The 17,655-nt window shown below is 60.9% G+C and carries 17 protein-coding genes; 2 read left to right on the forward strand and 15 right to left on the reverse strand.

The window, feature by feature from the left end; genetic code table 11:
- Window positions 1-49: 49 nt before the first annotated feature.
- The 12 genes from ACEN83_RS22960 to ACEN83_RS23015 form a co-directional block, all read right to left on the reverse strand.
- Window positions 50-835: a TatD family hydrolase gene (locus tag ACEN83_RS22960; protein ID WP_007977042.1), complete on the reverse strand. Its 786-nt coding sequence runs from the start codon at window positions 833-835 to the stop codon at window positions 50-52.
- 68 nt (window positions 836-903) lie between these two features.
- Window positions 904-1,890 carry a DNA polymerase III subunit delta' gene (locus ACEN83_RS22965; protein WP_495578526.1) on the reverse strand — a complete coding sequence of 329 codons (987 nt, stop codon included), beginning with the start codon at window positions 1,888-1,890 and terminating at the stop codon, window positions 904-906.
- The gene (gene tmk, locus ACEN83_RS22970; protein WP_495578527.1) at window positions 1,883-2,515 is read right to left on the reverse strand and encodes a dTMP kinase; all 633 of its coding nucleotides are present in this window, start codon (window positions 2,513-2,515) and stop codon (window positions 1,883-1,885) included. Before tmk ends, ACEN83_RS22965 begins: the two co-directional genes overlap by 8 nt.
- Before the next feature lie 19 nt (window positions 2,516-2,534).
- The gene (gene mltG, locus ACEN83_RS22975) at window positions 2,535-3,767 is read right to left on the reverse strand and encodes an endolytic transglycosylase MltG (RefSeq protein ID WP_495578528.1); all 1,233 of its coding nucleotides are present in this window, start codon (window positions 3,765-3,767) and stop codon (window positions 2,535-2,537) included.
- 3 nt (window positions 3,768-3,770) lie between these two features.
- Entirely contained in the window at window positions 3,771-4,586 is an 816-nt protein-coding gene (pabC, locus tag ACEN83_RS22980) for an aminodeoxychorismate lyase (protein WP_495578529.1), read from the reverse strand.
- Window positions 4,586-5,830, reverse strand: a complete 1,245-nt coding sequence (gene fabF / locus ACEN83_RS22985; RefSeq protein ID WP_007977050.1) for a beta-ketoacyl-ACP synthase II — start codon at window positions 5,828-5,830, stop codon at window positions 4,586-4,588. The genes pabC and fabF overlap by 1 nt, the downstream gene beginning before the upstream one ends.
- A 109-nt stretch (window positions 5,831-5,939) precedes the next feature.
- Window positions 5,940-6,176 carry an acyl carrier protein gene (gene acpP / locus ACEN83_RS22990; RefSeq protein WP_003175607.1) on the reverse strand — a complete coding sequence of 79 codons (237 nt, stop codon included), beginning with the start codon at window positions 6,174-6,176 and terminating at the stop codon, window positions 5,940-5,942.
- Between the two features lie 196 nt (window positions 6,177-6,372).
- Window positions 6,373-7,113: a 3-oxoacyl-ACP reductase FabG gene (fabG, locus tag ACEN83_RS22995; RefSeq protein WP_007977052.1), complete on the reverse strand. Its 741-nt coding sequence runs from the start codon at window positions 7,111-7,113 to the stop codon at window positions 6,373-6,375.
- A gap of 16 nt (window positions 7,114-7,129) precedes the next feature.
- Window positions 7,130-8,068, reverse strand: a complete 939-nt coding sequence (gene fabD, locus ACEN83_RS23000) for an ACP S-malonyltransferase (RefSeq protein ID WP_495578530.1) — start codon at window positions 8,066-8,068, stop codon at window positions 7,130-7,132.
- 125 nt (window positions 8,069-8,193) lie between these two features.
- A complete protein-coding gene (gene plsX, locus ACEN83_RS23005) occupies window positions 8,194-9,204 on the reverse strand; it encodes a phosphate acyltransferase PlsX (protein ID WP_102700898.1) in 1,011 nt (336 codons plus the stop codon).
- Between the two features lie 4 nt (window positions 9,205-9,208).
- Window positions 9,209-9,391, reverse strand: a complete 183-nt coding sequence (gene rpmF / locus ACEN83_RS23010; RefSeq protein WP_003179396.1) for a 50S ribosomal protein L32 — start codon at window positions 9,389-9,391, stop codon at window positions 9,209-9,211.
- Between the two features lie 13 nt (window positions 9,392-9,404).
- Complete coding sequence (locus ACEN83_RS23015; RefSeq protein WP_007942001.1) at window positions 9,405-9,932, reverse strand: YceD family protein; 528 nt, start codon at window positions 9,930-9,932, stop codon at window positions 9,405-9,407.
- A gap of 105 nt (window positions 9,933-10,037) precedes the next feature.
- Here ACEN83_RS23015 and ACEN83_RS23020 point away from each other — a divergent pair, with 105 nt between their 5' ends.
- Complete coding sequence (locus tag ACEN83_RS23020; protein ID WP_495578531.1) at window positions 10,038-10,616, forward strand: Maf family protein; 579 nt, start codon at window positions 10,038-10,040, stop codon at window positions 10,614-10,616.
- Between the two features lie 88 nt (window positions 10,617-10,704).
- Here ACEN83_RS23020 and ACEN83_RS23025 read toward each other — a convergent pair whose 3' ends face one another.
- Genes ACEN83_RS23025 through rluC form a run of 3 tightly spaced genes read right to left on the reverse strand, consistent with a single transcriptional unit; the run spans window position 10,705 to window position 13,330 of the window.
- Window positions 10,705-11,694: a S49 family peptidase gene (locus tag ACEN83_RS23025; protein WP_495578532.1), complete on the reverse strand. Its 990-nt coding sequence runs from the start codon at window positions 11,692-11,694 to the stop codon at window positions 10,705-10,707.
- 24 nt (window positions 11,695-11,718) lie between these two features.
- Window positions 11,719-12,381: an HAD-IA family hydrolase gene (locus tag ACEN83_RS23030; RefSeq protein WP_495578533.1), complete on the reverse strand. Its 663-nt coding sequence runs from the start codon at window positions 12,379-12,381 to the stop codon at window positions 11,719-11,721.
- Window positions 12,368-13,330 (reverse strand): 23S rRNA pseudouridine(955/2504/2580) synthase RluC, encoded by a 963-nt coding sequence (gene rluC / locus ACEN83_RS23035; RefSeq protein ID WP_007977058.1) that lies wholly within the window; start codon window positions 13,328-13,330, stop codon window positions 12,368-12,370. The genes ACEN83_RS23030 and rluC overlap by 14 nt, the downstream gene beginning before the upstream one ends.
- A gap of 702 nt (window positions 13,331-14,032) precedes the next feature.
- Here rluC and rne point away from each other — a divergent pair.
- Window positions 14,033-17,266, forward strand: a complete 3,234-nt coding sequence (gene rne / locus ACEN83_RS23040; protein WP_495578534.1) for a ribonuclease E — start codon at window positions 14,033-14,035, stop codon at window positions 17,264-17,266.
- The last annotated feature ends 389 nt before the right edge of the window (window positions 17,267-17,655 follow it).

The raw sequence follows: 17,655 nt of genomic DNA on the forward strand, positions 1-17,655 counted from the left end.
TCTTAACCCGGATTCACCCCCCAGAACCCGGGTTTTTTTTGCCTACGATTTAACCTTTTACATGCGCCAGCGGGAACAGCCGCTTGAAATTGGCGGTGGTCTGCTCGGCAAAACGCTCGTAGGGTTCACCGCGCAACATTGCCAGAAATTCCGCTACTTCACGCACGTACTGCGGCAGGTTTGGCTTGCCGCGGTGGGGAATCGGCGCCAGGTAGGGCGAGTCGGTTTCCACCAGCAACCGGTCGGCCGGCACCTTGCTGGCCACATCGCGCAACGCATCGGCATTGCGAAAAGTGACAATCCCGGACAAGGAAATGTAATAGCCCATGTCCAGCGCAGCCTTCGCCATTTCCCAGTCTTCGGTAAAGCAGTGCAATACGCCCGCCTGGGGCAGTGCCGCTTCGCGCAGCAAGTCCAGGGTATCGGTGCGGGCCCCACGGGTGTGGATGATCACCGGTTTGCCGGTCTGCTGCGCCGCTTGCAGGTGCAGGCGAAAGGACTCCTGTTGCAACTGCGCCGCTTCCGGCTCGTAGTGGTAATCGAGACCGGTTTCGCCGATGGCGACCACCCGCGGGTGATTGAGCTCCTGCAACAGCCAGTCCAGCGCCGGCGCGGCACCGGGCTGTACATCCAGGGGGTGCACGCCCACCGAGCAGTCGACGTCGTCATAACGTTCGGCCAGGGCCTTGACGTCGGCCGCGTTGTCCGCGCTGACACCGATACACAGAAAGTGCCCGACCCCGCGCTGTCGGGCGGCATCCAGGGCAGCATCCAGGGAGCCGTCGTGGGCGGCCAGGTCGAGGCGATCGAGGTGACAATGGGAATCTACGAGCATAAAGGGCTGCAACTTACATCGAATGGGTGGGACGGTCGGGTGTACTGATAGATTCTAGGCGCAGGCAGTCATCTTTGAGCAGGCAACGACGCCCATTGCACCAGCAAGGCCTCGAGCAGCAAGGCCGGATTGAGGTTGGCCTTGCTCAAGACTTTCTGCCGCTGGGCGAGAATCCAGTCCTGAATATCGAGGACTTTGCCCTGGGCGGTTTTCTGCGCCAGGTATTGCACGACCTTGCGCATGTCGGCCAGGCCGAGGCCGGCTTCGTCCTGGGTCAACTGATAGCGCAGGATCAGGCTCGACCAGTCGCAGAACCAATCGAACAGGCGCAACATCGGAATGTTTTTCCATTCTTCGGCCAGTTGCGTCGGCGACTGCTGTTGCTTGAGGAGTTTCTTCACCCCCTCCACGACTTGCATGCGCTGCTCACGCACGCCCAGGGCCTGGAGGTTGACCGCCGCCAATGGCGAACCGGCGGCCAGCGTCAGCAACTCGACGCGCTCCTCTTCGGAACATTCCGGCAATGCCTGGGCCAGCCACTTCAAGCTCATGGCTTCGCCCGGCAGCGGACACGCCTGCTGCACGCAGCGACTCTTGATGGTGGGCAGCAAGCGGCTCGGCTGATGGCTCACCAGCAACAAAACCGTATCGCCGGACGGCTCTTCGAGGCTCTTGAGCAAGGCGTTGGCGGCGTTGATGTTCATCGACTCGACCGGCTCGATCAGCACCACTTTGCGCCCGCCCAACTGCGCAGTCTGCACCACGAAACCGACCAGATCGCGAACCTGATCGACCTTGATCGCCTTGTCGGCTTCTTCCGGTTCCAGGATGTAGTTATCCGGGTGACTGCCAGCCTTGAGCAGCAGGCAGGATTTGCATTCGCCGCAGGCCTCCAGCGCCTTCGGGCGCTGGCACAGCAAGCTGGCCATCAGGCGTTCGGCGAGTGCCCGCTTGCCGATCCCGGCCGGGCCATGCAGCAGGTAGGCGTGCGCATGCTGTGCGCGACCCGCCAGGTGCTGCCAGAGGTTTTCCTGCCACGGATAGGCCTCAGCCACGGTTCAACTCCAGCAGACGTGGCAGCAAGGCATCCAGCGATTGCTGAACCTGTGCCAACGGTTGGGCCGCATCGACCAGCACATAACGCGTCGGATCCGCCTTGGCCCGCTTGAGGAACGCATGGCGTACGGCATCGAAAAAGGTCCGGCCTTCGAGTTCGAAGCGATCCAGGCGGCCGCGTGCGCTGGCTCGGGCCAGACCCACCTCGACAGGTAGATCGAAAATCAGTGTCAGGTCCGGGCGCAGATCGCCTTGAACGAAGGTTTCCAGAGCCGCGATGCGCTCAAGCGACAAGCCACGGCCGCCGCCCTGGTAGGCGTAAGTCGAATCGGTAAAACGATCACACAAGACCACTGCACCGCGGGCCAGTGCCGGGCGAATCACTTCAGCCAGGTGCTGGGCACGCGCCGCGAACACCAACAGCAACTCGGTATCCGGGTTCATGACTTCGTCGACCGGGGCCAACAGCACTTCACGGATGCGCTCGGCCAACGGCGTGCCCCCCGGCTCGCGGGTCAGCACCACCTCGATGCCGGCGGCGCGCAAGCGCTCGGCCAGGTATTCGCGATTGGTGCTCTTGCCGGCGCCTTCCGGGCCTTCCAGAGTAATAAACAAGCCAGTCACAGGCAGTCCTTAATCAGAGTCATTGCGGGCTTTTCGGTGCGCTTGCATCGGGCTCCGGTGTTTCAGGAGCTGGCGCAGGATCTTGCGCCGGCACTGGCGGCAGCGCCTCGGGTGCCGTGTTCGGTGAAGCGGCCGGGATCGGTGCCAGCTCCTGCGAAGCCTTGGCCTCCTGCGTACCGTTTTGCTCAGTCTGGGTCGGCGCAGTCTCTGGCGTGGCAGTAGGCGCCGGGCTGGAGCGGTAATCGGCGCGACGCTTGAGCTGGAACTCCTTCACGGCATTGTTGTGGGCATCCAGATCGTCGGAGAACACGTGAGTGCCATCACCACGCGCCACGAAGTAGAGGCTGTTGCCCTCCACCGGATTGAGTGCCGCATGAATGGCTTCGCGACCGACCATGGAAATAGGCGTCGGCGGCAGGCCCGCATTCATGTAGGTGTTGTAGGGCGTCGCCTCCTTGAGGTGGGCCCGGGTCAGCTTGCCGCTGTAGCGGTCGCCGAGGCCGTAGATCACCGTCGGGTCGGTCTGCAGCAGCATGCCCATCGCCATCCGCCGTACAAACACGCCGGCAATCTGCCCGCGCTCCTGCGGTACGCCGGTTTCCTTTTCGACCAGCGAGGCCATGATCAGCGCTTGATAGGGCTCGGTGTACGGCGCATCCGCGGCGCGCTGCTCCCATTCCCTGGCGAGTACTTCGTCGAGGCGGTCGTAGGCGGTTTTCAGCAGCTCGATATCGGACATGCCGCGCACGTAACGATAGGTGTCAGGGAAGAAGCGCCCTTCCGGAAAAATCCCGGTGTGGCCAAGCTTGTCCATGACCTGGCTATCGCTCAAGCCGTCGAGGCTATGATCGAGTTTCTCTTCCTTGGCCAGCGCTGCGCGCACCTGGCGGAAATTCCAGCCTTCGACCAGGGTCAGGCTGTACTGAACCATTTCCCCGCGTTTCCACAGGTCGATCAGGCCTTCGACGGTCATGCCCGGCTTCATGCGGTATTCACCGCTGTGCAGGGGTTGCTTGGCGAGATTGAAACGCCAATACACGCGCAGCCAGAAGGCGTCCTTGATGACGCCATTGGCTTCAAGTCGGTAGAAGGTGCGGGTCGGCGTGGTGCCCTTGGGCACATCCAGCAATTGTTCCTGGGCAATGTTCAGCGGTTGTACCAGCGCCGAATGAATTTTCCAGGCTGAAGCACCCATCAGCAGCCCTGCCAGAACCACTCCGGTTTCCAGCAGCAGCAAGAGTTTACGTCTCACGTATCAAGCATCCAGTAGCGCACGGGCAATGGTTTGGAGTTTACGGGTGAGCGGCCCAACCGGCCAGTGAAGAGCAGCATAGGCACGCACAGGCCAGATACCATACACGCTGTTGCAGACAAAGACTTCGTCAGCCCATTGCAGCTGTTCGAGGGGGATGTCGGTGATTTGCGTGGGGATTCCCAGCAACCCGGCCTGGAACAATAGTTCGGCACGCATCACCCCGGCCACGCCGCAACGCTTGAGATCAGCCGTGATGAGCACACCGTCACGCACCAGGAACAGATTGCTGAACACACCCTCGATCACGCGCCCGGCCTGATCGAGCATCAAGCCTTCGGCATGCTCGGTGTCCTGCCATTCGGCACGGGCGAGGACTTGTTCAAGTCGATTGAGGTGCTTGAGGCCGGCCAGTAATGGCTGCCTGGACAATCGCGTGGTGCAGGGAAACAGACGAACACCCTGCTCGCCATGCGCGGCAGCGTAGGCTGCAGGTGGACTGCCTTGCAGAATGCGTCGAGCCTGGGCCGAAGGATCGGGCGCGTAACCGCGCAGGCCGTCGCCACGAGTGAGCATGATCTTGAGCACCCCGTCACCCAATGCCGCGGCGTAGGCCAGCAGTTCGCTGCGGATCAATTCCTGATCGGCAGCAAGCGCCAGACGCGAACAGCCATCCGCCAGACGCGACAGATGCCGCTCCAGCAAAACGGGCTGCCCGTTGCGCACGGCGATGGTTTCGAACAGACCATCGCCATAAGCCAGGCCGCGATCCTTCAGCGACAGAGCGTCAGCCGGCTGACCGTCGACCCAGCAGTCCATCAGCCTGCGAACCGGCGGAACACCAGCGAGCCGTTGGTGCCGCCAAAACCGAAGGAGTTGGACACGACCACATCGATATCCATGTTGCGCGCGGTGTGCGGCACGAAATCGAGGTCGCAGCCTTCGTCCGGCTCATCAAGGTTGATGGTCGGCGGCGCTACCTGGCTGTTGATCGCCAGCACGCTGAAGATCGCCTCGACCGCGCCCGCCGCACCCAGCAGGTGGCCGGTCATGGACTTGGTGGAGCTGACGGCCAGCTTGTAGGCATGCTCGCCGAACACCGACTTGATCGCGTTGACCTCAGCGAGATCGCCGGCGGGAGTCGACGTGCCGTGGGCGTTGATGTACTGCACTTGATCGCCATTGATCTTCGCATCGCGCAGCGCATTGGTGATGCAGCGGGCAGCACCCGCGCCATCGGCGGGTGGCGAAGTCATATGGTAGGCATCGCCGCTGGTGCCGAAGCCAATGAGTTCGGCGTAGATGGTCGCACCACGGGCCTTGGCGTGTTCCAGCTCTTCCAGAACCAGTGCACCGGCGCCATTGGACAGCACGAAGCCGTCACGGCCCTTGTCCCATGGACGGCTGGCGCGGGTCGGCTCGTCGTTGCGGGTCGACAGCGCGCGCGAGGCACCGAAGCCGCCCATGCCCAGGCCGCAGGCCGCCATCTCGGCACCGCCGGCAATCATCACGTCGGCTTCGTCGTACATGATGTTGCGGGCTGCCATGCCAATGCAGTGGGTACCGGTGGTACAGGCCGTGGCGATGGCGTAGTTAGGTCCCTGTGCCCCCAGATGGATCGACAGGAAACCGGAAATCATATTGATGATCGAGCCTGGCACGAAGAACGGGGAAATCCGTCGTGGGCCGGTCTCGTGCAGCGTGCGGGCGGTTTCTTCGATATTGGTCAGACCGCCAATACCCGAGCCCATGGCCACGCCGATACGCTCACGGTTGGCGTCAGTGACTTCCAGACCGGAATTGCGTACCGCCTGAAAACCTGCTGCCAGACCGTACTGAATGAACAGGTCGAGTTTGCGGGCTTCCTTGACCGACAGGTATTCCTCGACATTGAAGTCCTTTACCGAGCCGCCAAAACGGGTGGAATAGGCAGAAAGGTCGGTGTGTTCGATCAGACCAATGCCACTGCGGCCAGCCAGAATGCCCTGCCAGCTGCTCGGCACATCCGTGCCCAGTGGCGACAACATACCCATACCGGTGACTACGACGCGTCTACGCGACACAGCACTCTCCTTTTTTCAAATGACGACTTTGCATCAGGCCTAAAGAAAAAACCGCACGCCATGATGGCAGTGCGGTTTTTCCATGACAGCGAGCAACGATTACAAACTATTACGCCTGGTGGCTAGTAACGTAGTCGATTGCAGCTTGTACAGTAGTGATCTTCTCGGCTTCTTCGTCAGGGATTTCGGTCTCGAATTCCTCTTCCAGAGCCATCACCAGCTCAACGGTGTCAAGGGAGTCGGCACCCAGGTCTTCAACGAAGGAAGCAGTGTTGACCACTTCTTCTTCTTTAACGCCCAGTTGCTCAGCAACGATTTTCTTGACGCGCTCTTCGATGGTGCTCATACCTTGTTTTCACTCCTAATGGACAAATTCAGGCAGCTGGCCAGTGGGTAAGTGTATAGAAAGGCTTTTCAGCTTTTCAACTGAAAGCTTCACTCCTCGAACCCGGTGACCCTCTGCCTATAAATAGATTGCAGCTTTATAACGGATTTTAGACAGCTCGTATGACATTTTTTTGAAGCAATCCGTCACATTTGAATTACATGTACATCCCGCCGTTCACCGGGATTGTAGCTCCGGTAACGTAAGCCGCACCGTCCGACGCAAGAAAAGCGACCACGGACGCGATCTCTTGAGCTTGCCCCAGACGACCCAGCGGAATCTGCGTCTGCAAGGCTTCACGCTGCGCCTCGGGCAGTTCACGGGTCATATCGGTATCAATGAACCCTGGGGCCACCGAGTTTACCGTAATCGCACGCGAACCGACTTCACGCGCCAATGCACGGCTGAAACCTTCCAGACCGGCCTTGGCGGCAGCGTAGTTTACTTGGCCTGCGTTGCCCATGGCACCCACAACCGAACCAATACTGATAATTCGGCCCCAACGGGCTTTGGTCATGCCACGCAAAACGCCCTTGGACAGGCGGAACAGACTGTTCAGGTTGGTATCGACAACGTCGTGCCACTCGTCGTCTTTCATGCGCATCATCAGGTTATCGCGGGTGATGCCGGCATTGTTGACCAGGATCGCCGGCGCACCGAACTGCTCCTGGATGCTCGCCAGGACCGCCGCCACGGACTCGTCACTGGTGACATTGAGTTCCAGGCCGGTGCCTTGAATACCGTTTTCCTTCAGGGTCGCGGCAATACGCTCGGCACCCGACGCGGAAGTCGCGGTACCGACAACGATGGCACCCTGACGACCCAGTTCCAGTGCGATAGCCTGGCCGATGCCACGGCTTGCACCGGTGACCAGTGCAACTTTACCTTGCAGACTCATGCAAGCTTCTCCTGATTCAGGCCAACGCTGCACGGGCGGCAGCGAAAGCGTCTGGGGTATTGAGGTTGGATGTCGATACGCCTTCGGCGCAACGCTTGTTCAGGCCGGCCAGCACTTTACCGGGGCCGCACTCGACCAGATTGGTCGCGCCCCTGGCAGCCAGCGCCTGTACGGATTCGACCCAGCGTACGGGCTTGTACAGCTGTTCGAGCAGATCACGCTTGAGGGTTTCCAGATCGGCCGGCACTTCGGCGCTGACGTTCTGGACCACCGGAATCTGTGGCGCCTGCCAGTTGATCGCGGCGATCGATTCGGCGAAACGCTCGGCAGCCGGACGCATCAGCTCGCAGTGGGACGGCACGCTGACCGGCAGCGGCATGGCGCGCTTGGCACCACGCGCCTTGCAGCCTTCGATGGCGCGCTCGACCGCAGCCTTGGCACCGGCGATGACCACCTGGCCCGGGGAGTTGAAGTTCACCGCGCTGACCACTTCGCCTTGCGCCGCTTCGGCACAGGCGGCCAGTACGTCGGCATCGTCCAGGCCGAGGATGGCGGCCATGCCGCCCTGCCCGGCCGGAACGGCTTCCTGCATCAGCTGGCCACGACGTTCGACGAGTTTCACCGCGTCGCCCAGGCTCAGGCTGCCCGCTGCCACCAGCGCGCTGTATTCACCCAGGCTGTGCCCGGCGACGTAGGCCGGACGCGCACCACCTTCGGCCAGCCACAGACGCCACAGGGCGATCGAGGCGGTCAGAATGGCCGGTTGGGTTTTATCGGTTTGATTGAGTTGCTCTTCCGGCCCTTGCTGGGTCAGTGCCCACAGGTCGTAACCCAGTGCATCGGAAGCTTCTTTGAATGTTTCAAGGACAACCAGGTGTTGTGCGCCCAGCTCGGCCAGCATGCCGAGGGACTGCGAACCCTGTCCCGGGAAGACGAATGCGAGGGAAGCAGACATGTAACAAGCCCCTAATGATCTTGTCGTCGGAGAAATGGCGCCCCGCTTTGGGGACGCAAGAAACTGACAGTTGGATGGCCCATCGAACCAAGCGGTCACATTTAAGCATTGTCCGACGAAAACGCCTAAAGCAACAAATCCTCCAGACGACCGTGCAGGCGCTCGGGAAGATTCTCCTGAATCTCGATCATGGCGCGCGAAATAGCGCTCTGGAAACCCTGGACCCCGGCAGAACCGTGGCTCTTCACCACAATCCCCTGCAAGCCGAGAAAGCTCGCACCGTTATGCCGGGCAGGCGCCAGGTCGGCCTGCAGACGCTTCATCAACGGCAGCGCCAGTGCACCGACCGCACGTGAGGCCAGGCTCTTCTTGAACAACGCCTCGATGCGCCCGGCAATCATGGTCGCCAGGCCTTCGCTGGATTTGAGCAGGATGTTGCCGACAAAACCGTCACACACCACCACATCCGCTTCACCACGGTACAAACCGTCGCCCTCGATAAAGCCGATGTAATTGATGCCCCGGGCGCCTTGCAACAAAGTCGCCGCCAGCTTGACCTGCTGATTGCCCTTGATGTCTTCGGTGCCGATGTTCAGCAACGCCACCCGTGGGCGGCTGATGCCCAGCGTCTCCGCCGCCACCGAGCCCATCACCGCAAACTGCAACAGATGCTCGGCACTGCAATCGACGTTGGCACCCAGGTCGAGCAATTGGCAGTAACCCTTTTGTGTCGGGATCGCCGCCACCATGGCCGGACGGTCAATGCCCGGCAGGGTCTTGAGCACGAAGCGCGACAACGCCATCAGCGCCCCGGTATTGCCGGCACTGACACAGGCCTGGACTTTACCGTCGCGCAGCAACTCAAGGGCCACGCGCATCGATGAGTCGGGCTTGCCTCGCAAGGCCTGTGCGGGTTTTTCGTCCATGCCGATGACTTCGCTCGCCGGAGCAATCGACAGGCGCGCGCGATCCACAGCCGAATGGCCAGCGATCAATTCTTCAAGAAGGGAGGGTTGACCGACGAGGGTCAGGTGCAGCGAGGGTGTAGCGGACAGGCAAGCAAGACTGGCCTGGACAATGCTGCGGGGACCGAAGTCCCCGCCCATTGCGTCAATCGCGATGACTTGAGCGGACAAGTGATTACTCGTCAGCGCCCTTGTCGATCACTTTACGGCCACGGTATACGCCTTCTGGCGATACGTGGTGACGCAGGTGAACTTCACCGGTGGTTTTTTCTACAGACAGGGTGCTAGCCTCGAGAGCGTCGTGCGAACGGCGCATGTCACGGGCAGAGCGGGATTTTTTGTTCTGCTGAACAGCCATAATTGATTAACTCCTAAACGTTTGGGTCACGCTTTAACTGCGCCAATACACTGAACGGGTTGGACCGCGTTACCTCGTCCTCGCTCGGTTCGGGCTCATCTGCTCCCGCCGGCTGCTGGCATTCTTCCGGATGATGAGCAGGCACAATGGGCAAGGCGAGCAGAAGCTCCTCCTCGATCAGTGACTGCAGATCCAATGGATCTTCGCCCAGTTCCAGCACGTCATAACCTTTCGGCAACGACTGGGTATTCGCACCCTCCTTCACCACAGCGTAACTACATTCGCTATGGATCGGCAGGGTGACCAGCTCAAGACAACGCTGGCAAACCATTTTGACTTCAGTGTCGATAAAGCTGTGGATGACCACAGATTTACGTTCATCTCGTTCAAAAACGAATTTAGCCTGCACCGTACCGACATTGTCGGAAAGCGGGTCGCAGAGTCTCTCCAAATCGGCCAGCAGCATTTCACCTTGAAGGGTGGTGCCACGATCAGCCAATTTGCGCGGGTCAACGTGAGGTGGAATCGGGTCATTCAACATAGGCGCAGCATTATAGGGATGCACCCGCCCATGTCAAAGGAAATTCAGCCCTGTCCGTCACTTGGAAGCCTCGCTAGAATTCGCACCTGCCTTATGGAGATGCGCATGCTGCCTTTATTACTCGCTTCCGGCTCGGTCTATCGCCGGGAATTGCTGGCCCGCCTGCAACTGCCATTCACCTGCAGTTCGCCGGATATCGACGAAAGCCATCGCCCCGGTGAATCCGCCATCGCACTGGTCAAGCGCCTTGCCGAAGAGAAAGCGCGCGCCCTGGCCGCCAGCCATACCGCTCATCTGATAATCGGCTCCGACCAGGTCGCCGTGCTGGGAGAGCGGATAATCGGCAAGCCCCACACCTTCGAAAAAGCCCGCGAACAACTGCTGGCCGCCAGCGGCACCAGCGTGACATTCCTGACCGGTCTGGCCTTGCTCAACAGCCGGACAGGGCACTGCCAGGTCGATTGCGTGCCGTTCACCGTACACATGCGCACACTCGACGCGACCCGCATCGAGCGCTACCTGCACGCCGAGCAGCCCTACGACTGCGCAGGCAGCTTCAAGGCCGAAGGCCTGGGTGTCAGCCTGTTTCGCAGTACCGAGGGGCCTGATGCGACCAGCCTGATTGGTCTGCCGCTGATTCGCTTGATCGACATGTTGCTGGTCGAAGGCGTGCAAATACCCTGAAAGCAAAAGATCGCAGCCTGCGGCAGCTCCTACAGGTGATCTGTGTAGGAGCTGCCGCAGGCTGCGATCTTTTGATCTTTGAAGCGGTCTAGCGCAACGACGGACCGTTAAACCCCATCCACATCGCCAAATGCTCAGCCACGCTGGCGCCGAGCTTCTTCGAGAAGCGATCGAATGGCGACTCCTGAACGGTAAAGTCCACCAGCTCCTTCTCACCGATCACATCCCGCGCGACCGAACTGGCATTGCCCAGTCCATCGATCAACCCCAGCGGCAGCGCCTGCTCGCCGGACCAGACCAGGCCGGAGAACAACTCCGGATGCTCCTTGTCCTTCAGGCGATCACCCCGCCCTTGCTTGACGCTGTTGATGAACTGCTTGTGGGTCGTATCGAGCACACCCTGCCAGAAAGCGGTTTCTTCCGGCTTCTGCGGCTGGAACGGATCGAGGAACGACTTGTGTTCGCCCGAGGTGTAAGTGCGACGCTCGACGCCCAGCTTCTCCATGGTGCCGACAAAGCCGTAACCGGCCGCCGTCACACCGATGGAGCCGACCAGGCTCGCCTTGTCGGCGTAGATCTGATCCGCCGCGCTGGCGATGTAGTAAGCACCGGAAGCCCCCAGGTCGGAAATGACCGCATACAGTTTGGTGTCCGGATGCAGGGCGCGCAGACGACGGATCTCGTCATAGACATAACCCGACTGCACCGGACTGCCGCCCGGACTGTTGATGCGCAGGATGACGCCCTTGACCTTCTTGTCCTCGAAAGCCGCGCGTAGGCTGCCAACGATATTGTCTGCGCTGGCCGGCTCCTTGTCGGCAATCATGCCTGTTACATCGATCAACGCCGTGTAATTGGCGCTGAGGGTAGCGGCCTTTTCCATATCCATCAGCGGCGAAAACAGAGCAATCGCGCCGAAAAGATACACAAACGTCAGCAACTTGAAGAAAATTCCCCAGCGACGGGACCGGCGTTGCTCCTGCACGCTGGCCAGCAGCGTCTTCTCCAGCAGCTTCCAGCTCTTGTCGTCACCGCTCTCTGCGCTCGCCTTGGCGGGCGCCTTCCATTCGTCGGTCATGCCGTCCACCCCAAAAACAACCGGTTAAGCCTGCTGACTCAGCCAGGCATGCAATTCTGAAAAACGGTCGATGGCCAGTCGCGGCTCATAAAGCTTCAACGCATCGATCGATTGAGCGCCATAGCTTACGGCCACCGACCCCATGCCTGCGTTGCGTGCCATCTGCAAATCAAAGGACGAATCACCAACCATCAATGCCTGATCCGGGCGAACCTCGCAATGCGCGAGAATTTGCTCGAGCATCAGCGGATGGGGCTTGCTGGCGGTCTCGTCGGCGGCACGGGTGATATCGAAGTAATCCTCCCAGCCATGAGACTTCAGCACCCGATCCAGCCCGCGACGGGCCTTGCCGGTCGCCACAGCCAGATGATAGCCCTCGGCACGAAATGCCTCGAGCGACTCGACGACTCCTTCGAACAACGGCGAAGGCACGGCCTCCGACGCAATGTAATGTTCGGCGTAGTGCTCGCGAAACGCTATCAACTCGGCGTCATCGATTTCGGGGTACAGGGTGCGGATCGCTTCCGGCAAGCCCAGGCCGATGATGCCCTTGACGGCAAGATCGTCGCGCTGTTCAAAACCGGAGCGCCGGGAGGCAACATGCATCGCCTCGACAATCCGGCCAATGGAATCGGCCAGCGTGCCGTCCCAATCGAAGATCAGCAGCTTGTAATCAGATGGGCGCACTCAGTCGCTCCACAGTCTTGGCCCACATCTCGTCGACCGGCGCCTGCAACTTCAGCTCGCCGCCATCAGGCAACGGCACGGTCAACATGTAGGCATGCAGGAACAGGCGCTTGCCGCCCAGATCGCGGATTTCCTTGCTGAAACCTTCGTCGCCGTACTTGGTGTCGCCAGCGATGCAATGCCCGGCGTGCAAGGTATGGACGCGGATCTGATGAGTCCGGCCGGTAATCGGCTTGGCTTCGATCAGGGTGGCAAAGTCGCCGAAGCGGCGCAGGACCTTGAACACGGTCACCGACTCCTTGCCCTCCTCCTCGTCGACCTCGACCATACGCTCGCCGGAGCGCAGATTGCTCTTGCCCAGCGACGCGCGAACCTGCTTGATCGAGCTCGCCCAGTTACCGCGAACCAGCGCCATGTAGCGCTTGTCGACGCCATCACCGCGCAACGCAGTGTGCAAGTGGCGCAACATGCTGCGCTTCTTGGCGATCATCAACAGGCCGGACGTGTCACGGTCGAGACGGTGAACCAGCTCGAGCTCCTTGCAATCGGGGCGCAACTGACGAAAGGCTTCGATCACCCCGAACGTCAGGCCGCTACCGCCGTGAACTGCAATGCCGGCGGGCTTGTTGATCACGATCAGGGCCTTGTCTTCGAAGACAATCGAGGCTTCGAGCCGCTGCAGCAGGCCTTGTGCCAGTGGCACCGGCTCGTCGCGCTCAGGCACGCGAACCGGCGGCACGCGCACGATATCGCCCGCCTGCAGCTTGTACTCGGGCTTGATCCGACCTTTGTTCACGCGCACTTCGCCCTTGCGCAAAATGCGGTAAATCAAGGTCTTGGGCACGCCTTTGAGCCGGGCGAGAAGGAAATTATCAATACGTTGGCCGGCATATTCCGGCGAGACCTCAAGCAGTTGTACGCCTGGAGTCGGGGGGGTAGTCGTCGTCATGCCGCGGATGATAACAATTTTTTATGGAATTGAAGCACTTAATCATTGCTGCTATAGTCGCGAACGCCGCCAAAAGCGGCCTGGACAGCGGACCAACGGTCAAAAACCGGCCCTGACCAACGCAATTCACCAGGACGCGAGGCCGTCCTACGGGGCTTTCGCTACGTAACGGTGGAGTTTGCAGGTGTAACGAGCGCAGGTGACATGAGGCCTGAATCACGCCACAAAGCAGAGTTTTCCACTCGTTTTGCGAGCCATATTCACGGCCAGTTCACAAAGTGCAGTCAGCTGCGAATGACCTCGAGCGAAGGCATCGGAAACAACGCCTAAATTAGCCATGATGCGTGACCTCCCCTTTCGGAGCTCACGGTAAATGCCAACCCGCTGCGGATTCTGCGCGCGGCAGCACCCGAATTATCAGGGATACGTGTAGGGTGGAGATGCACAACCGCCGGACTGTGTAGCAACAGGCTTTCTCCAGACGCTTCATCTCGTCCACAGCCGCTGGTTGATTCCTCCTCCTGACTGAGTGCTTAAGTAGCCACAGCAAGCAGGACGCGTACGTCGCGATGAAGGCCCACATTGGCCGGACTTCGCTGGACACGGGAAATGGCCAACCACTCCCGACGCACCTGACACCGACCGTGAGAAGTCGTGTGTGCCGAACGCCGTTTCCGGCAGCCCGGAAACCGACGGTACTACATGAAAAGAATGCTGATTAACGCAACTCAACCCGAAGAGTTGCGTGTTGCACTGGTAGATGGCCAGCGCCTCTACGACCTGGACATCGAATCCGGTGCACGCGAGCAGAAGAAGGCCAACATCTATAAAGGCCGGATTACTCGCATCGAACCAAGCCTCGAGGCTGCCTTTGTCGATTTCGGCTCTGAGCGCCACGGCTTCCTGCCCCTCAAAGAAATCTCCCGCGAATACTTCAAGAAAGCCCCGGAAGGTCGCGTCAACATCAAGGACGTCCTGAGCGAAGGCCAGGAAGTCATCGTTCAGGTCGAAAAAGAAGAACGTGGCAACAAGGGCGCCGCCCTGACCACCTTCATCAGCCTGGCCGGTCGTTACCTGGTGCTGATGCCGAACAACCCGCGTGCCGGCGGTATCTCCCGTCGCATCGAAGGCGAAGAGCGCAACGAACTGCGTGAAGCCCTGAATGGTCTGGTTGCCCCGGCCGACATGGGCCTGATCGTGCGCACTGCCGGCCTTGGCCGCAGCAGCGAAGAAATGCAGTGGGACCTCGACTACCTGCTGCAACTGTGGACCGCCATCAAGGAAGCCTCGCTGGACCGCGCCGCGCCGTTCCTGATCTACCAGGAAAGCAACGTGATCATCCGCGCGATCCGCGACTACCTGCGCCAGGACATCGGCGAAGTGCTGATCGACAGCGTTGAAGCCCAGGACGAAGCCCTGACCTTCATCCGCCAGGTGATGCCGCAGTACGCCAGCAAGATCAAGCTCTACGAAGACAGCGTTCCGCTGTTCAACCGTTTCCAGATCGAAAGCCAGATCGAAACCGCTTTCCAGCGCGTCGTCGAACTGCCTTCCGGCGGTTCCATCGTGATCGATCCGACCGAGGCCCTGGTGTCCATCGACATCAACTCGGCGCGCGCCACCAAAGGCAGCGACATCGAAGAAACCGCGCTGCAGACCAACCTTGAAGCGGCCGAAGAAATCGCCCGTCAGTTGCGCCTGCGCGACATCGGCGGCCTGATCGTCATCGACTTCATCGACATGACCCCTGCCAAGAACCAGCGCGCCGTGGAAGAGAAAGTCCGCGAATGCCTGGAAGCCGACCGCGCTCGCGTGCAAGTCGGTCGCATCTCGCGCTTCGGCCTGCTGGAAATGTCCCGTCAGCGCCTGCGTCCGTCCCTGGGCGAAAGCAGCGGCATCGTCTGCCCGCGTTGCAACGGCACCGGCATCATCCGTGACGTTGAATCGCTGTCCCTGGCGATCCTGCGCCTGATCGAAGAAGAAGCCCTGAAAGACCGCACCGCCGAAGTTCGTGCACAAGTGCCGATCCCGGTGGCTGCGTTCCTGCTCAACGAAAAACGCAACTCGATCACCAAGATCGAACTGCGCACCCGCGCCCGCATCGTCATTCTGCCGAACGATCACCTCGAGACGCCGCACTTCGAAGTGCAACGCCTGCGTGATGACAGCCCGGAAGCAGCGACCAACCAGTCCAGCTACGAAATCGCCGCTGCCGCTGCCGAAGTCGAAGAAGTCCAGCCAGCCGCTGCGACCCGCACCCTGGTTCGCCAGGAAGCCGCGGTCAAGACCGCTCCGGCCCGCGCCAACGCTCCGGTTCCGACCGAAGTTGCCGCTCCGGCCCCTGCTCCGGCCGTCGTGCCTGAGCCAAGCCTGTTCAAAGGCCTGGTGAAGTCGCTGGTGAGCCTGTTCGCCACCAAGGAAGAGCCTGTCGCGCCGGTTGTGGTTGAAAAGCCAGCCGCCGAGCGTCCGGCCCGCAACGAAGAGCGTCGCAACGGTCGCCAGCAGAGCCGCAACCGTAACGGTCGCCGCGATGAAGAGCGCAAGCCTCGCGAAGAACGTGCACCGCGTGAAGAGCGCGCGCCACGTGAGCCGCGTGAAGAACGTCAGCCACGCGAAGTGCGCGAACCTCGCGAGTCCCGTGAAGAAACGCCGGCAGTAGCTCGCGAAGAACGCGCACCACGCGCGCCTCGTGAAGAACGTGCGCCGCGCGCTCCGCGTGAAGATCGCAAGCCACGTGGCGAGCGTGAAGAGCGCGTGCGTGAACTGCGCGAGCCTCTGGATGCCGCTCCGGCTGCTCCGGCCGCCGCTGCTACCGCAGAAGAGCGTCCAGCTCGCCAGCCACGTGAAGAGCGTGCTCCACGCCCACCGCGTGAAGAGCGTCAGCCTCGTGCCGAACAAGCTGCTGCCGCCGCTGCCGAAGAAGAACTGACCACCAACGAAGAGCAACTGCAGGAAGAAGGTCAGGAAAACGCCGAAGGCGATCGTCCACGCCGCCGTTCCCGTGGCCAGCGTCGTCGCAGCAACCGTCGCGAGCGTCAGCGTGACGCCAACGGCAACGTGATCGAAGGTTCGGAAGAGTCCGAGTCCGGCGAAAACGCTGAAGCGCCAAGCACTGCCGATCTGGCCGCCGGCTTGGCTGTGACCGCAGCCGTTGCCAGCAGCGTGATCAGCGCTCCAGCCGAAGCTGAAGCCAATGTGCAAGCCGAACGCGCCACTGCCGCGACCCTGGAAGCAGCTCCGGTTGAAGCGCCAGTCGTTGAAGCGACCACGCCGGTCGAAGTCACCGCCTCGCCGGAAATCGAAGTGGCGCCAGAAGCTCAGCCAGCCGTAGAAGCAGCTGCCGAGCCGGCTCCAGTGGTTGAAGCACCTGCCGCTCCTGCAGAAGCTGTCGTCGAGACCGTGACTGAAACCGTTCGCGAAGTGCGTGAAGAGCAAACGGCGTTCAACTGGGTGGCCGAGCCAGCCGTCGCTGAAACACCAGCGCCTGCTGCCGAGACCCAAGTGGCCGAAGCCATGGTTTCCGAGCCGGTGGTTGCCGCCGCGGAACCGGCTCCAGCGCCGCAGGTTGAAGCTCCTGTCGTTGAAGCTCCTGCTGCTGAAGCTGCGGTCGTCGCCCAAGCGCCTGCGCCGGTCGTCGAAGCCGCTCCTGTCAGCGCCCTGACGCCAAGTGGCCGTGCGCCTAACGACCCGCGTGAAGTGCGTCGTCGCAAGCGTGAAGCCGAGCGCCTGCAGAAGGAAGCCGAACTGGCTGCCGCTGCGGCTCCGGTTGAAGCAGTTGTTGCTGAAGTGGTTGAGGCCGCGCCTGCCCCGGCCGCCGAAGTGGTTGCCGAGCCGGCCGAGTCGGTGATCCACGAAGCGCCGCGTTCTGTTCAGGAAGCGGTAGAGCAACACGAGCAAGCCCTGGAAAAAGAGCACGAGACCAAACCTCTCGCCTGATTCCATCGGCCACTGAAAAGCCCTGCCTGGTGAACCCAGGCGGGGCTTTTTTTATATCCGGACTTCACCGCAATCCTTGTAGGAGCTGGCGCAGCCTGCGATCTTTTGGCGGTTTCGGAATCGATCAGGAAACAAGATCAAAAGATCGCAGCCTGCGGCAGCTCCTACAGGTACATCCGACACTTTGTAGGAGCTGGCGCAGCCTGCGATCTTTTGGCGATTTCGGAATCGATCAGGAAACAAGATCAAAAGATCGCAGCCTTCGGCAGCTCCTACAGGTACATCCGACACCTTGTAGGAGCTGGCGCAGCCTGCGATCTTTTGGCTGTTTCGAAATCGGTCGGGAAACAAGATCAAAAGATCGCAGCCTGCGGCAGCTCCTACAGGTA

The organism is Pseudomonas sp. Pseusp49 (assembly GCF_059491875.1).

What these genes read in the sequence shown, in the direction of transcription:
- ACEN83_RS22960 (WP_007977042.1), bottom strand. Translation starts at nt 835, where the DNA reads ATGCTCGTAGATTCCCATTGTCACCTCGATCGCCTCGACCTGGCCGCC.
- pabC (WP_495578529.1), bottom strand. Translation starts at nt 4,586, where the DNA reads ATGGACTGCTGGGTCGACGGTCAGCCGGCTGACGCTCTGTCGCTGAAG.
- acpP (WP_003175607.1), bottom strand. Translation starts at nt 6,176, where the DNA reads ATGAGCACCATCGAAGAGCGCGTCAAGAAAATCGTTGCTGAGCAACTG.
- fabG (WP_007977052.1), bottom strand. Translation starts at nt 7,113, where the DNA reads ATGAGTCTGCAAGGTAAAGTTGCACTGGTCACCGGTGCAAGCCGTGGC.
- fabD (WP_495578530.1), bottom strand. Translation starts at nt 8,068, where the DNA reads ATGTCTGCTTCCCTCGCATTCGTCTTCCCGGGACAGGGTTCGCAGTCC.
- rpmF (WP_003179396.1), bottom strand. Translation starts at nt 9,391, where the DNA reads ATGGCTGTTCAGCAGAACAAAAAATCCCGCTCTGCCCGTGACATGCGC.
- ACEN83_RS23015 (WP_007942001.1), bottom strand. Translation starts at nt 9,932, where the DNA reads ATGTTGAATGACCCGATTCCACCTCACGTTGACCCGCGCAAATTGGCT.
- ACEN83_RS23020 (WP_495578531.1), top strand. Translation starts at nt 10,038, where the DNA reads ATGCTGCCTTTATTACTCGCTTCCGGCTCGGTCTATCGCCGGGAATTG.
- ACEN83_RS23025 (WP_495578532.1), bottom strand. Translation starts at nt 11,694, where the DNA reads ATGACCGACGAATGGAAGGCGCCCGCCAAGGCGAGCGCAGAGAGCGGT.
- rluC (WP_007977058.1), bottom strand. Translation starts at nt 13,330, where the DNA reads ATGACGACGACTACCCCCCCGACTCCAGGCGTACAACTGCTTGAGGTC.
- rne (WP_495578534.1), top strand. Translation starts at nt 14,033, where the DNA reads ATGAAAAGAATGCTGATTAACGCAACTCAACCCGAAGAGTTGCGTGTT.